The organism is Paenibacillus helianthi, from assembly GCF_001909055.1.
GTDB lineage: Bacteria > Bacillota > Bacilli > Paenibacillales > Paenibacillaceae > Paenibacillus_AQ > Paenibacillus_AQ helianthi.
Window position 1 is genome coordinate 1 of record NZ_LVWI01000094.1, and the last position, 13479, is coordinate 13479.

The window sequence follows — 13479 nt, forward strand, 5'->3', positions numbered from 1 at the left end:
CTTTTCCAAAGCTGTATTGCTTACCTACAGGTTGCTCCATGCGATGAATTTCGCCTTCCCGATACCATTTCATCCACACCTTTAGTTGCGTCCTATTTCGTATGCCCAGCTGTTTCATAACATCGCTCACGGGTACTCCTGCCAATCTCATTTCTATAGCTTTCATCTTTATTTCTACGGGGTAGCTCACTCTGGTTGCCAACGCAAAAACACCTCCAAGATTATCTCCCTATCTTACGATAAGGTTTCATTCTCTTGAAGGTGTTTTGATTTGTCTCACGTTACGGGGTCAGTCCCCACAATAAGCAGGCCGGTGATGGCTTTTGAACATTTTACTTATACAGCTCTTATTCCCCTACGCCCACCACATATCGAGCGGCTGCTCGCGGATCAGGATGGACTGCAGGTTGGTCACTGCGCGGTGAAAGCCTTCATCCACAGACATCAGCGGATCTTCATGCTCAATGCTTACCACATAATCATAGCCATAGGTGCGCAGCGCGCTCATGATATCGGACCATTCGGACAGGCTGTGCCCACAGCCGACTGAACGGAAGGTCCATGCCCGGGTCTGCACATCGCCGTAAGGCTGCATATCTGTCAGACCATACATATTGATATTGTCCTGATCCAGGTATGTGTCCTTGGCATGGAAATGGTGAATCGCTCCGGCCTTGCCGAGAATTTTGATCGCACCCACAGGCTCAATGCCCTGCCACCACAAATGACTCGGGTCCAGATTCGCACCAATCGCCGGTCCCGTTGCTTCTCTCAGCTTGAGAATCGTATACGGAGTATGGCACAGGAAGCCGCCGTGAAGCTCGATGCCAATCTTTACACCATGTTCTTCCGCAAGCTGGGCGATCTCTTTCCAGTAAGGAATTAGCTTGTGCTCCCATTGCCAGGTTAGAATATCGCTGTACACCGTAGGCCAAGGGGTGACCGGCCAGTTCGGTGCTTTGGCCTCGTCGCTGTCCCCGGCTGTGCCCGAGAAGGTATTGACCACGGCAACGCCCATCAGTGAAGCGAGCTTGATCGACTTGCGCAGGATTTCATCGCCTTGGCGCGCTTCTTCTTTATCCGGTGAGATCGGGTTGTTATGGCAGCTGAAGGCGCTGATCATAATGCCGCGTTTCGTGAACTTTTCCAAATAGGCCTTACGGGCCGCTTCGCTCGCCAACAGCTCATCCGTAGGACAATGCGGATTGCCGGGATTGCCCCCGGAACCGATCTCGACGGCATTCAGGCCGGCGGCAGCGATTTTATCCAGCATCTCATCCAGGCTCAGACTTCCAAATACGGGATCAAATACTCCTAATTTCATCTAGATTCCCACCTTTTCTTTGATTGGCTCCAGCGCCTCGGAATGTCCGTACACAGGATAGCCGCGCTTGGTTGGCGCACACCAGTTCACACCGTTGATAATGACCTGTTGAATCTCTTTGTTGTAATAGGTCGGATACGATTCATGTCCGGGCTGAAAATAAAAAATCTTCCCGTTGCCGCGCCGGTACGTCGATCCGCTCGGAAATACGTTTCCGCCTTCGAACCAGCCGACAAAAATCAGCGACTCCGGTGCCGGAACATCAAAGTGCGCTCCATACATCTCTTCCTGCTCCAGATCAATATACTCACCTATACCTTCGGCAATCGGATGGCTCGGGTCCATGACCCACAGGCGTTCCTTTTCCCCGGCTTCGCGCCATTTCAGATCACAGCTAGTTCCCATCAGCTTCATGAAGATTTTGGACATATGCCCTGAATGCAGCACTACCAGCCCCATTCCCTGAAGCACACGCTGATGAACACGGTTCACGACCTCATCGCTCACTTCCTGATGGGCCACATGCCCCCACCATACCAGCACATCGGTGTTATTCAGCACTTCCTCTGTCAAGCCGTGCTCCGGCTCATCCAGCGTTGCCGTCGCTGTATCTAGTCCGGCTCCGCTGAGGAAGGAAGCTAACTGGGCATGAATGCCCTGCGGGTAGACCTGCCGGATGCGCTCTTCCTCACGTTCATGACGATATTCATTCCATACGGTTACTCTGGTCACTATGAACACACTCCTGGCTCTCATGTCGTTGATAGTATTCGGGATTTTCCCGTTATTTTTGCATTACCCTCATTATGTTTCAGGTTCAATCTATCTAGTCAAAAAATACGGGCATTCCCGTCTCCGACGATTTGTAAATGGCCTCCAAAATGCGGGTAACCACCAGCGCCTGCTCCGGCTTCACGACCGGCTCCGTGTCATTCACAATGCTGTCGATCCACTGCTTGGCTTCAGCTACCGCAGGATCATCCCCAGCGCCGTCGTAGAAATCCACACCGGCCGCATCCAGGCCAATATGCTTCTCATATGTTTTGCCGTATTCTTCTCCGTTGATGCGCAGCCCCTTCTCCATATCCGCTCCGCCTTCTGTGCCGCAGAGCACAGTTTTGGCTTCACCCACATCCAGGGTATTCAGCGCCCAACTGGCTTCAAGGACAATGGTCGCTCCGTTCTCCATGGTAATGAACCCGATAGCAGAGTCTTCAACAGTGAATTTCTCCGGGTCCCATGGCCCCCAGGCATTCGCGGCGTTCTTACGGCCGGACAGCTTGTGATAAGCATTGCCCACAGCATATTTAGGCTTGTAATTGTCCATCATCCACAGGGTAAGGTCGAGGGCATGGGTCCCGATGTCGATCAGCGGTCCGCCGCCTTGCGCCTCCTCATCCAGAAATACTCCCCAAGTGGGCACCGCGCGCCGGCGGATCGCCTTGGCTTTGGCATAATAGATTTCTCCAAGTCCGTTATTCTCACATACGGTATGCAGGTAAGCCGAATCCGGTCTGAAGCGGTTCTGGTACCCGATCGTCAGCTTTTGGCCAGTCCGCTTAGAAGCATCAATCATCGCCTGCGCTTCCGCAGTTGTCTTGGCCATAGGCTTCTCGCACATCACATGTTTGCCGGCTTCCATGGCAGCGATGGAAATTTCCGCATGGGAAATGTTCGGTGTGCACACATGAATCACATTTATACTTGCATCCTTAAGCAGCTCTTTATAATCGGTGTAGACCGCAGCGCTTTCATTACCGAACTCCGCTTTTGCCTTCTCGGCTCGTTCAGGCACGATATCGCAGAAGGCTACCATCATGGCTCCCTCCACTTTTTGCAATGCGGGCATATGTTTGCCGTTCGCGATTCCGCCGCAGCCGATAATTCCTATTTTCAATGTCATTCAGGCCTAACCTCCACTGGTTTTGATATCTCTATCATACAAATCCGCCCCGGCGACTTCTTCCTGCATTCTTGCTGAATTATTCCTGAATATTGTCTTATGGTATTTCAACGGAGATATTCCGGTTGCATCCTTGAAAAAATGATGAAAGGTCTTCACGCTTCCAAACCCCGCGGCTTCGGCCACAGCAGACATGGGCAAGTCCTCATTTAACAGAATCCACTTCGCTTTGTTCAGCCGGTATTCATTCAGGAAAGCAACAAAGGTCATCCCTGTATTACGCTTGAACAGCTTGGTGAAATAATACGGGCTGAAGCCCATGTAACGGGCCACCTCGTTCAGGGAAATCGCCTTTTGATAATGCTGCTCCACATAGGCAAAAATCCGCTCCAGGCGCTCCATCGTTTCCCGGGACTGTGTCAGCGTATCCTCGGAGAACTTAGGCTCCCGCTTGACTCTGCTTTTCGGAATCTCCCGCAAAATAACGGTCAACAGCTCGAACATCCTCGCTTTGATCATATAGGCATAGCCTTCCCGCCGCTGGGTATCTTCCTCGTAGATGCTCTCAATCAGGGGAATGATCCGGGCAGCCGCCCCCTCCGGCCATGACTGGCTTGAGTGCTCCATCTCCGTAAACAAATCCCGCAGGGAATAGCCGCTGCCTCCCAGGGCAGCAACTTCCTGAAACAAATTCAGGTCGAACTGGATCACCACCCGCTCACTTTCGGGCGAAGCGAGAAAATAATGCACGTCCCCGCCGTTAATGAACTGAATTTCGCCCTGTTCCATACGGATTGGGGTATCATTAATTCCCAGATTTAGTCTTCCCTTAGTAACATAGATGATTTCGATTTCCTTATGCCAATGCGGATAACAGAGCTCATCCCCTCCACAAATCAGACTGCGAAAGGGAAAATGCTTATCCACATCCGGAAGTTCCAGATAAATACTCATGAGTGCGGCTCCTTGTCCGTATGATCCACTGAAGGTAACATATGATATCTATACTTATACCATCTATAGTTATATAGTTGGATAGGGTTCATTATTTATATCGTCCTCCAAAGAAAATTCATGATTCACAGACATTAGAGTAAACGTTTGCTTTATCGTAGACTCCTCTTATTTCTTTGTCAATCGCTGTTCTATTCTCTATAAAGATTCCGGGGTCTGCCAGAGGGCTTTAAATTTTTTGTAGAATCTTCCCGTTGACAAAAATATATCTTGCCTTTATATTTCAGGTAATCGTAAGCGTTTACGTTATACCTTAAATCCGAATGAAACAGAAAACTGAGGAACTGCCTTATGAATCCTACGATCAAAGATGTCGCCCAGAAAGCAAATGTATCCATTGCCACAGTGTCCCGTGTGCTGAATAACCTGACCGGCTACTCGGACAAAACAAAGCAGAAGGTGAATCAGGCGATCAAAGAGCTTGGGTACCAGCCCAATGCTATCGCCCGCGGTCTCATCAACAAGCGGACACAGACTATCGGTGTGATGTTTCCTAATGTTTCCAGCGCCTTCTCTTCAGATCTGCTCCACGGGATTGACGAATTCGCCCATGACAGCAATTACAGTGTAGTCGTCTGCAACACAGATAATGATGGCAAGCGGACAATGAAGTATTTGCAGCTGCTGCGCGAAAAACAGGTAGATGGCATCATTTTTTCCAGTGAGGTGCTGAATAAAGAGTACTATGAGGTGCTGGAGAGCATGAAGATACCGGTTGTTCTTGTCTCCTCGAAGACGGATTTTGCCAAGGTGCCCTATGTGAAGGTAGATGATTACCAGGCGGTCTATGACGCGATTCAATATCTGATCTCCAAAGGCCACCGTAAAATCGCCATGATCAGCGGAACCAAAAGCGATCCCATCGCCGGGACTCCCAGAGTACAGGGCTACCGCAAAGCGCTGGAAGCGAGCGGAATTACTTTTGACAGCAGCCGTCTTGTGTATGGAGACTTTTCATTCGAGAGCGGTGGCAGGGCAATGGAAGCCATATTACGCAAAGCGGGAGAGGCTACCGCAGTCTTTGCAGCCAGTGATGAGATGGCCATTGGCGCTCTCTCCGCAGCCCTGAAACACGGTCTGAACGTTCCCGAGGATATCTCGATCATGGGATATGATGATCTCAAACTGGCGCAGATGGTTACACCTCCGCTAACGACAGTCCGGCAGCCGCTGTACGAAATGGGAAAGATCGCCTCCGAGAAGCTGATCCGGATGATCGAAACCGGGGACATTGCCACAAACAAGATCATTGCTCATTCGATTGTGGAAAGACAAACGGTAAGAACACTTACCTAAGTCTTTTATCAATAAAACGTAAACGTTTACCCTAAAGGTCCCGATTGTTGACTATTTTTCCGAGAAGTACCCGTATTCACAACTGGAAAATCCAGTAATCACAGGTAGTTAATCTTGGGATAGTTTGGTTGGGACGTAGAGTAAACGTTTACTCCAATGGCAGTAGACTGCTAAATTTAGTACTCAGGGGGATTCCATCCATGAAAAAAACAATGAAACCCGTAACAGTAAGCCTGCTGGCTATGTCACTGCTCAGCGCCTGCGGCAATAATAGCGGAAGCAACGCTGCTACCGCTGATGGAGGGAACGCGGCTTCCGGTGACAAGGTCAAGATTGAGTTCTTCCAGAACAAGACGGAAGCCAAAGCCACCTTCGACAAGCTGGTCGCCCAATTTAACGCCGCGAACCCTAACATCGTTGTCTCGCAGATCAACCCGCCGGATGCCGAAACGGTGCTGAAGACCCGCGCCGCTAAACAGGATCTTCCCGATGTCATCGGCCTTGGCGCCACCGACACTTACAAGACCCTCTCCGCCAGCGGACTGTTCGAGGACTTTACCGGTGATCCGCTGGTCTCCTCTATCCAGCCCGCTTATGTCAAAATGCTCAATGACCTTACGGGGTCAAGCGAACTGAACGGTATTCCGTTCTCTGCCAATGCCAGCGGTGTCATCTATAACAAAGCGATGTTCAAGGAAGCTGGCGTTGCCGTGCCAACGACTTGGGATGAATTCATCGCTGCAGCCCAGAAGTTCAAAGACAGCGGCAAGTATGCCTTCTACCTGACGCTGAAGGATTCCTGGACCTCACTTACCCCCTTCAACTCCCTGGAGCCAAGCATTCTCGGCACTGATTACTTCAAGAAGCGCACCGAAGGCAGCGTGACCTTCACGGACAGCTTCCGGGAAATCGCCGAGAAGCAGCTGAAGCTGACAGAATTTGCCCAGAAGGACATTTTCGGCAAGGGCTACAATGACGGCAATACGGCGTTCGCCAAGGGTGAATCTGCGATGTATCTGCAAGGGGTATGGGCAATCCCTGAAATCATGAAGGCTAATCCATCTCTTGAGTTGGGCGTATTCCCATTCCCGGCCACCAATGATCCCACAAAAAACAAGGTCATTTCCGGTGTGGATACCCTGCTGACGATCTCCAAGGACAGCAAGCATAAGGAAGAAGCGAAGAAATTCGTCGAATTCCTCCTTCAGCCGCAGAACGTAAAGGCATACATCACCGAGCAAAAAGCATTCCCGGCGGTGAAGGGTGTGACTCAGGATGACCCTGCCATGGACGGCTTCAAGGAAGCATTCACCTCCGGCAAGCTGGCCGATTTTGCCGACCATTACATCCCTGGGGCGATGAAGGTCGATACGATTATTCAAAGCTTCCTTAACAAAAAAGACATCGACGCATACCTGAAGCAGCTCGATACAGAATGGGATAAGGTAGCTAACCGGAAATAAGATTGCCAATCCATAGCATGAACTACAAGCATCAGGAGAACAGGGGCGGCAAGCCCCTGCTTCTGCGCTTTTTTCTAAGGAGGATTAACTGATGGCCAAACGGCAAGTCGCTTTTTACCTGATGACTATACCAGCACTGCTGCTGTTCTTCGCCTTTCATACGTTTCCGGCGCTGCAGGGCATTTATTATGCGTTCACGAACTGGGATGGTTTCAGCAACAGCTTTGATTATGTGGGGTTCAAGAATTTCATTAATATTTTCAAAGACGAGAATGTACTGAACTCTTATCTTTTCACCTTCAAATACGCCATCGCTACAACTGTTCTCATCAATATTATCAGCCTCCTGATCGCACTGGGACTGAATGCCAAGATAAAGGCCAAAAACTTTTTCCGCGGCGTATATTTCCTTCCCAATATCCTCAGCGTGCTGATTGTCGGCTTTATCTTCAACTACCTGTTCTCCAATGTGTTTCCGGTGTGGGGCCAGAAGCTGGGAAGTGATTTTCTCTCGCAGAACATTCTCGGCAACTCCGATTGGGCCTGGATTGGAATCGTCATTGTTGCGGTCTGGCAGGGCATCGCTTATAACACCATTCTGTATCTGGCCGGATTGCAGACGATTCCCCACGATCTTTATGAAGCTTCCAATCTGGACGGCGCCAGCCGCTGGCGGGAATTCTGGAGCATTACCTTTCCGCTGCTTGCTTCCTTTTTCACGATCAATATGGTGCTGGCGATGAAAGGCGGATTGATGGTTTTCGACCAGATCATCGCCCTGACAGGCGGGGGTCCCGGCCGTTCTACGCAATCCATCGCCCTTTTGATTTACACCGGCGGCTTCCAGGGCGGAGAATTCGCATACCAGTCGGCGAACGCCGTGATTTATTTTATCGTCATCGTCGTCATCTCCGCCCTTCAGCTTAAATTCCTGCAGAAACGGGAGATGGACCTATGATCAAAAAATCGACGAACTGGCCGGTTACGGTAATTATCGCGCTGTGTTCCCTGCTGATCCTCTTTCCGCTGTACATGACGGTCGCCATCGCACTCAAAAATCCCGAGGAAATGGCCCGCTCCATTTTCTCCCTGCCAACGGGGCTGCATTTCGAGAATTTCGCGAACGCCATCAAGGCGACGAATTTTTTCAACGCCCTGGGCAACAGTGCCAAAATTACTGTGACAGCGGTTGTATTTATTCTGCTCACGAATTCTATGGTCGCCTACGCCATTGCCCGAAATATGAATAAGCGCTTCTTCAAAACGCTCTACTTCTATTTCATCAGCGCTATGTTCATTCCGTTTCAGATCATTATGCTGCCGGTGGTCAAAGTCACTACCGACCTGCATATGAACAATATTCCCGGGCTGATTATTTTGTACATCGTCTATGGCCTTGCTTTTAATGTCTTTGTGTATGTCGGTTATATCCGCTCCATTCCGTATGAGCTGGAGGAAGCGGCTACAGTGGACGGGGCCTCGACCTGGGGAACCTTCTGGCGGATTATTTTCCCGCTGCTGGCTCCTGTCAATGCGACCATCGGCATCTTGGCCTGCCTGTCCACCTGGAATGACTTCATGCTGCCGCTGATTCTCTTGGGTAACCAGGATTCCTATACGCTGCCGCTTGTGCAGTATGTCTTCCAGGGCCAATTCAGCACCGATTTCAACCTGGCTTTCGCCTCGTATCTGCTGGCTTTATCCCCTATGATAGTTATTTATCTATTCGCACAGAAATGGATTATCGGCGGCCTTACCCAAGGCTCCATTAAGTAAATTTACGTACCGCAGTTCATATAGAGACAGGAGTGCAGAACCATGAATAAGCAATGGTGGAAAGAAAGTGTAGTCTACCAAATCTACCCCCGCAGCTTTCAAGACAGCAATGGAGACGGCATCGGTGATCTTCAAGGGATAATATCCCGGCTTGATTATTTGGAGCTACTAGGCATCAACGTGGTCTGGCTGTGTCCGGTATACCAGTCACCCAATGACGATAACGGCTATGATATCAGCAATTATCAGAGTATTATGAATGAATTCGGCACACTCGCTGACTGGGAGGAGCTGCTTGCCGGGCTTCATGCCCGCGGTATGAAGCTGATTATGGATCTGGTGGTCAACCATTCCTCGGATGAGCATGCCTGGTTCGCTGAATCACGCCAATCCCCGGACAGCCCTTACCGGGACTATTACGTCTGGCGCGCAGGCAAGGACGGGCATGAGCCTAACAATTGGGGCTCCTTCTTCAGCGGCCCGGCCTGGGAATATGATGCGCAGACCGGCGAATATTTCCTGCACCTGTTCTCCCGGAAGCAGCCAGACCTGAATTGGGACAATCCGAAGCTGCGGCAGGAAATCTACGATATGATGACCTGGTGGCTCGATAAAGGCATCGACGGGTTCCGTATGGACGTCATCAACCTGATCTCCAAGGTTCCAGAGCTTCCCAATGTGTTGAAAGACCAGGAGGACGGCGAACGGACCTATCACTTTGGCGGTGAATATTTCGTAAACGGTCCGCGCGTGCATGAATACATCCAGGAAATGAACCGGGAGGTCCTGTCCAAATACGACATCATGACTGTCGGCGAAGCCATCGGCGTCACCCCCGAGGAAGCGGCGCTGTATGTCGGCGAAGACCGGAATGAGCTTCATATGCTGTTCCACTTCGAACTGATGGAGGTTGATTCCGGGCCGGGTGGCAAATGGGATGTGCAGCCATGGAAGCTGGCGGACATCAAGTCTATCTTCTCCAAATGGCAAACCGCGCTGCATGGCAAGGGCTGGAACAGCCTTTACCTGAACAATCATGACCAGCCGCGCATGCTGTCCCGCTTCGGAGATGATAAGCACTATCCGAAGGAGTCGGCCAAAATGCTGGCTACGCTGCTGCACACACTCCAAGGCACGCCTTACATCTACCAGGGCGAAGAAATCGGCATGACCAACGTCAAATTCGACTCTATCAGCGACTATAAGGATATTGAAATCCTGAATATGTATAAGGAATACCGGGCCGCGGGGCATGCGGAGGAAGAAATTATGAACTCCATTTATGTCAAAGGCCGCGACAATGGGCGTACCCCGATGCAGTGGAGCGCGGAATCACAGGCCGGATTCACCACCGGCACACCTTGGCTGGCCGTGAATCCAAACTATACGGAAATTAACGCCGAGCAGGCTCTGGCTGACCCCGATTCGATTTTCCATTACTATAAAAAGCTGATTGAGCTGCGGAAAAGCCATGACATATTTGTGTACGGGGATTATGCGATCCTGGCCGAGGAGCATGAGCAGGTATATGCCTATCTCCGGACACTTGGAGAAGAGCGGCTGCTCGTCATGCTGAACTTCTTCGGCCGGCCTGCCGCCTTCGAGCTTCCTGCCTGTGTGATCTTTGAGGAGAAAACACTGGTTATCGCCAATTACGGAGTACAGCCGGAGGAGGATATCCGTTCTCTATCGCTGCGCCCTTACGAGGCCCGGGTGTATAGGCTGAGATAGTGCTTTTGCACGTATGGTTCTAATTCCGTTCAAAAAAGAAGGAGCCTCCTGCTCAATGTCATTAAGTTAAAGCGTAGAGCCAAAAATCATGAAAAAGAGCAGGTTATCGAAAGATAGCCCGCTCTTTTTTTGCACAAAAAAGAAGAATAAGACTTGAAAAGCAAATAAAAATGTGTGGCGAAGCCCCTTGAAACAACGAGGAGTTTACGCCAATGAATGAGTACGCGAATGCGCTAAAAGAAACGCTGACATCCCTCATACGAGAAATGTCAGCCGAACCCGCACCTTTTGTTAAAAACCCAGAAAACGATTTTACCCGAAAGAAAAGCTGCCCTTTGAAACGGTTATGCACCTCCTGATTTCTCACCCAAGAGATATTCGCAAAAATGATCCTGTACAATTTCGCTGAAATGACTACCTCGCACGTAGTCATTTCCCAAACGGATAAACGCCACCCTTACCAAGTCAACTTCACGGTTGCCGTTCATGTTTGTAGACATTTCCTGCGCTCACGGGACGATGAACCCCCACCCGATGTCGAAGCACTGATTCGAAAAAACATAAGCGGATATTTTATCGCTTTGTTTGTTGTAAGCTTTTTTCCTTGTTTGCACAAAAAACAAACGGCACAGGGCTTTCCCCATGCCGTTTTGGATTCCATTTTATGGAAAGTCTTATCTTTGAGCTTATCTTAATGACATCGGCCTACCGGCTCCTCAGATTGTGCTATTAATAATTATACGTGCAGTACCAGCAATCAAAGCTTAATCTTCAAAACCACTTTACGCACCGCTTCGCGTTTCCCCGCCTCAATCCCCGTCATATGCCCGTCCTGCGGATAGCAGACCACTAGCGCTCCCGGTCCTGCGGTTACTGTGGATTCCACTTCACCTGTGAAGAAAATCGCATCCTTTTCTGCGCTGTAATCGTCCCGCACCTCAAGGTGTTCGATAGCGGCGTAGCCGATCCGCTCCGTGCCTTCCAGAATATAATGCAGGTCCAGGTTCACTCTGTGCGCTTCCCAGAAGCACTCCCCGGCATCCTTGGTTTCATATTCATTAATGAAATAAAACATTTCATCGTCCACATCATGGCGTCCAGCCGCCTGTCCGGCAAAGTTGGTATCGCGCAGGAACTGCAGCCCTCTCTGAATCTTCTCTCCGTAAGCCGCCTCATTCTCCAGCAAATGTCCCAATGTATCCACAATCATCGCCGATATCCCCCTGTAATCTCTAGTTTGTTCCACCTTGCCGAATAGAAAAATAATATAGTATCCGCAGAAGCACAGTCTATGTATTTGTTCACGGCCCTTGAGCATATCTATTACTATTGGAGGCATACGCTTCCAAAGTAAGTTTTGCACGAAGAGAATTCACAGGAGTAACGCTCACAAAACTTGGCATATGCTTCCGAAGTAAGTTTTGCACGAAGAGAATTCACAGGAGTAACGCTCACAAAACTTTTAGGAGGCGGCCTAATGCTCTATTTCCTGATGTACATGTTCGCCGTATTGGGTATTTCATTGCTGCTCACAGCAGCAGTGCTGCAAATCAAACGATCTCACCCGTCGTCCACCCGGAACATGTCGGCCTATGGCTTAGCATCCTTCAACTCCAAATTTCACGAGCAATATATCACCCCGGATAAATCCCATATCATCGCTCTGGATGAAGAAGGTAGACATATGGCGGTCGGCATCTATGATCCCTTCAGCCCAGAAGGCACAGCACCAGCGATGTTCCTGTATGAACATATTCTGGGATCGGAAATTGTAGAAAATGCACTAACACTCGCCAAAGTCAGCAAAACCAGCCGCATTACGACCAGTGCGGTCAGACGGACTCCGGGCATAGTCGCCCATTCAAGCACAATCGAAACCAATCCTGGTGCTGAAACTGCCGAAGAAATCAGTGAACTCACTCTAAAAATCTATCTCGACAGCGCGGATACTCCGGTGCTTTCCATTCCGTTCCTTCCGGGACCGTCCCCGGCCAAAAAATCCGATTCCGCATACTCCCAAGCCTTCTCTGAGGCTCAACAGGTTCATGAAATGCTCCGCGGCATTGTGTCGGCGTGACTACCGGACTGCCGGTGTGAAGCTCTCCAGGGTCCGGCCCTTGGTTAGCTTATCCAAGATATTCAGCAAAAAACGCTCCGCGAGGCTGCCCTTCAATATGGCATCGGCGGCCTCCTCCAGCGGGAACCACTGGGCGTGGTCCAGCTCCGCGCTCATTCCGCTCAAATCCTCCGTATCCGCAATACTAATGAAATTGAGCATCAACGTACTGGAAGGAGCAAAATATTCGCTGCGCATATATTCATATGCGATGATGTCCAGCCCTGCCTCCTCTTTCACCTCACGGATCAGCGTTTCTTCCGCGTTCTCGCCTTTGTTCACATAACCTGCCAGCAGGATGAAGACGGGACGGTTATACTGCTGAATCAGCAGTATTTTGTCCAGCCCCCGGTTTAGAACTGCCGTACTCATTGCTGTACTAAAGAGCGGGAACCGAAACACCCCGCAAGCCTCGCAAAAAGGAACCTCTCCCTCCCCGTTGCATTCCTGCATCACCAGCTCTGTTCCGCATTCCACACAATATTTCACAGCCATCTCTTCTTTCTATGATTATTATGATTACATAATCGAACTTAAGATTCGTCACACAGAATAATGATTACAGGCGGAACCAGGTGGAATTTCTCCACTTTAACCCTTAGCAACCAGCCATCCAGAACCCTCAAGTGGAATGTATCCACTTACATTGATGAAAACTGCCCAAATCCACCGTTTATTCTTGATTTAGGTTCACTCTTTCCACCTATTTCTGATTTTCACACCTGGATTGGTGAATTAGTGTACCTTTTTCCACTTCATTCCTTAGGACAACGCGTCAGACTGCTCATTGTGGAATCTCTCTCTGTCCATCCCGAGACCGCCCCTTCCCGCTTATTGAACATAAAGTTTATTTTAA

At 49.9% G+C, this 13479-nt stretch carries 13 protein-coding genes; 6 read left to right on the plus strand and 7 right to left on the minus strand.

Annotation, left to right across the window (positions count from 1 at the left end):
• The 5 genes from A3844_RS29470 to A3844_RS29490 form a co-directional block, all read right to left on the minus strand.
• On the minus strand, positions 1-202 hold a 202-nt coding region (locus tag A3844_RS29470; RefSeq protein WP_074109158.1), incomplete at its 3' end, for a helix-turn-helix domain-containing protein.
• A 153-nt stretch (positions 203-355) separates the two neighbouring features.
• Positions 356-1324 carry a sugar phosphate isomerase/epimerase family protein gene (locus tag A3844_RS29475; protein ID WP_074083198.1) on the minus strand — a complete coding sequence of 323 codons (969 nt, stop codon included), beginning with the start codon at positions 1322-1324 and terminating at the stop codon, positions 356-358.
• Positions 1325-2056, minus strand: coding sequence for a ThuA domain-containing protein (locus A3844_RS29480; protein ID WP_074083197.1), 732 nt, complete (start codon positions 2054-2056; stop codon positions 1325-1327).
• A gap of 94 nt (positions 2057-2150) precedes the next feature.
• Complete coding sequence (locus A3844_RS29485; protein WP_074083196.1) at positions 2151-3227, minus strand: Gfo/Idh/MocA family protein; 1077 nt, start codon at positions 3225-3227, stop codon at positions 2151-2153.
• 6 nt (positions 3228-3233) lie between these two features.
• Positions 3234-4181: an AraC family transcriptional regulator gene (locus tag A3844_RS29490; protein ID WP_074109343.1), complete on the minus strand. Its 948-nt coding sequence runs from the start codon at positions 4179-4181 to the stop codon at positions 3234-3236.
• A 351-nt stretch (positions 4182-4532) separates the two neighbouring features.
• Between A3844_RS29490 and A3844_RS29495 the strand changes: the two genes are divergently transcribed.
• From A3844_RS29495 to A3844_RS29515, 5 genes are all read left to right on the plus strand, one after another.
• Positions 4533-5537: a LacI family DNA-binding transcriptional regulator gene (locus A3844_RS29495; protein WP_074101144.1), complete on the plus strand. Its 1005-nt coding sequence runs from the start codon at positions 4533-4535 to the stop codon at positions 5535-5537.
• Positions 5538-5737: 200 nt separating this feature from the next.
• A complete protein-coding gene (locus tag A3844_RS29500; RefSeq protein WP_143192197.1) occupies positions 5738-7000 on the plus strand; it encodes an ABC transporter substrate-binding protein in 1263 nt (420 codons plus the stop codon).
• A gap of 91 nt (positions 7001-7091) precedes the next feature.
• Positions 7092-7958, plus strand: coding sequence for a carbohydrate ABC transporter permease (locus A3844_RS29505; protein WP_074083193.1), 867 nt, complete (start codon positions 7092-7094; stop codon positions 7956-7958).
• Entirely contained in the window at positions 7955-8776 is an 822-nt protein-coding gene (locus A3844_RS29510; protein ID WP_178381873.1) for a carbohydrate ABC transporter permease, read from the plus strand. Before A3844_RS29505 ends, A3844_RS29510 begins: the two co-directional genes overlap by 4 nt.
• 42 nt (positions 8777-8818) lie before the next feature.
• A complete protein-coding gene (locus A3844_RS29515) occupies positions 8819-10507 on the plus strand; it encodes a glycoside hydrolase family 13 protein (RefSeq protein ID WP_074109344.1) in 1689 nt (562 codons plus the stop codon).
• Between the two features lie 757 nt (positions 10508-11264).
• Here the strand turns inward: A3844_RS29515 and A3844_RS29520 are convergent.
• Positions 11265-11717 carry a NanQ anomerase/TabA/YiaL family protein gene (locus tag A3844_RS29520; RefSeq protein ID WP_074109345.1) on the minus strand — a complete coding sequence of 151 codons (453 nt, stop codon included), beginning with the start codon at positions 11715-11717 and terminating at the stop codon, positions 11265-11267.
• Between the two features lie 267 nt (positions 11718-11984).
• On the opposite strand from A3844_RS29520, the gene A3844_RS29525 reads away from it, so the two are divergent.
• Complete coding sequence (locus A3844_RS29525) at positions 11985-12584, plus strand: hypothetical protein (RefSeq protein WP_074109346.1); 600 nt, start codon at positions 11985-11987, stop codon at positions 12582-12584.
• Here A3844_RS29525 and A3844_RS29530 read toward each other — a convergent pair whose 3' ends face one another.
• Positions 12585-13112, minus strand: coding sequence for an NAD(+) diphosphatase (locus A3844_RS29530; RefSeq protein ID WP_074109348.1), 528 nt, complete (start codon positions 13110-13112; stop codon positions 12585-12587). It lies immediately after the preceding gene.
• Positions 13113-13479 lie beyond the last annotated feature (367 nt).

Excerpts from the sequence above, each read along its gene's own strand:
- A3844_RS29500 (WP_143192197.1), top strand. The coding sequence starts at position 5,738 with ATGAAAAAAACAATGAAACCCGTAACAGTAAGCCTGCTGGCTATGTCA.
- A3844_RS29515 (WP_074109344.1), top strand. The coding sequence starts at position 8,819 with ATGAATAAGCAATGGTGGAAAGAAAGTGTAGTCTACCAAATCTACCCC.
- A3844_RS29505 (WP_074083193.1), top strand. The coding sequence starts at position 7,092 with ATGGCCAAACGGCAAGTCGCTTTTTACCTGATGACTATACCAGCACTG.
- A3844_RS29495 (WP_074101144.1), top strand. The coding sequence starts at position 4,533 with ATGAATCCTACGATCAAAGATGTCGCCCAGAAAGCAAATGTATCCATT.
- A3844_RS29475 (WP_074083198.1), bottom strand. The coding sequence starts at position 1,324 with ATGAAATTAGGAGTATTTGATCCCGTATTTGGAAGTCTGAGCCTGGAT.
- A3844_RS29510 (WP_178381873.1), top strand. The coding sequence starts at position 7,955 with ATGATCAAAAAATCGACGAACTGGCCGGTTACGGTAATTATCGCGCTG.
- A3844_RS29485 (WP_074083196.1), bottom strand. The coding sequence starts at position 3,227 with ATGACATTGAAAATAGGAATTATCGGCTGCGGCGGAATCGCGAACGGC.
- A3844_RS29520 (WP_074109345.1), bottom strand. The coding sequence starts at position 11,717 with ATGATTGTGGATACATTGGGACATTTGCTGGAGAATGAGGCGGCTTAC.
- A3844_RS29490 (WP_074109343.1), bottom strand. The coding sequence starts at position 4,181 with ATGAGTATTTATCTGGAACTTCCGGATGTGGATAAGCATTTTCCCTTT.
- A3844_RS29525 (WP_074109346.1), top strand. The coding sequence starts at position 11,985 with ATGCTCTATTTCCTGATGTACATGTTCGCCGTATTGGGTATTTCATTG.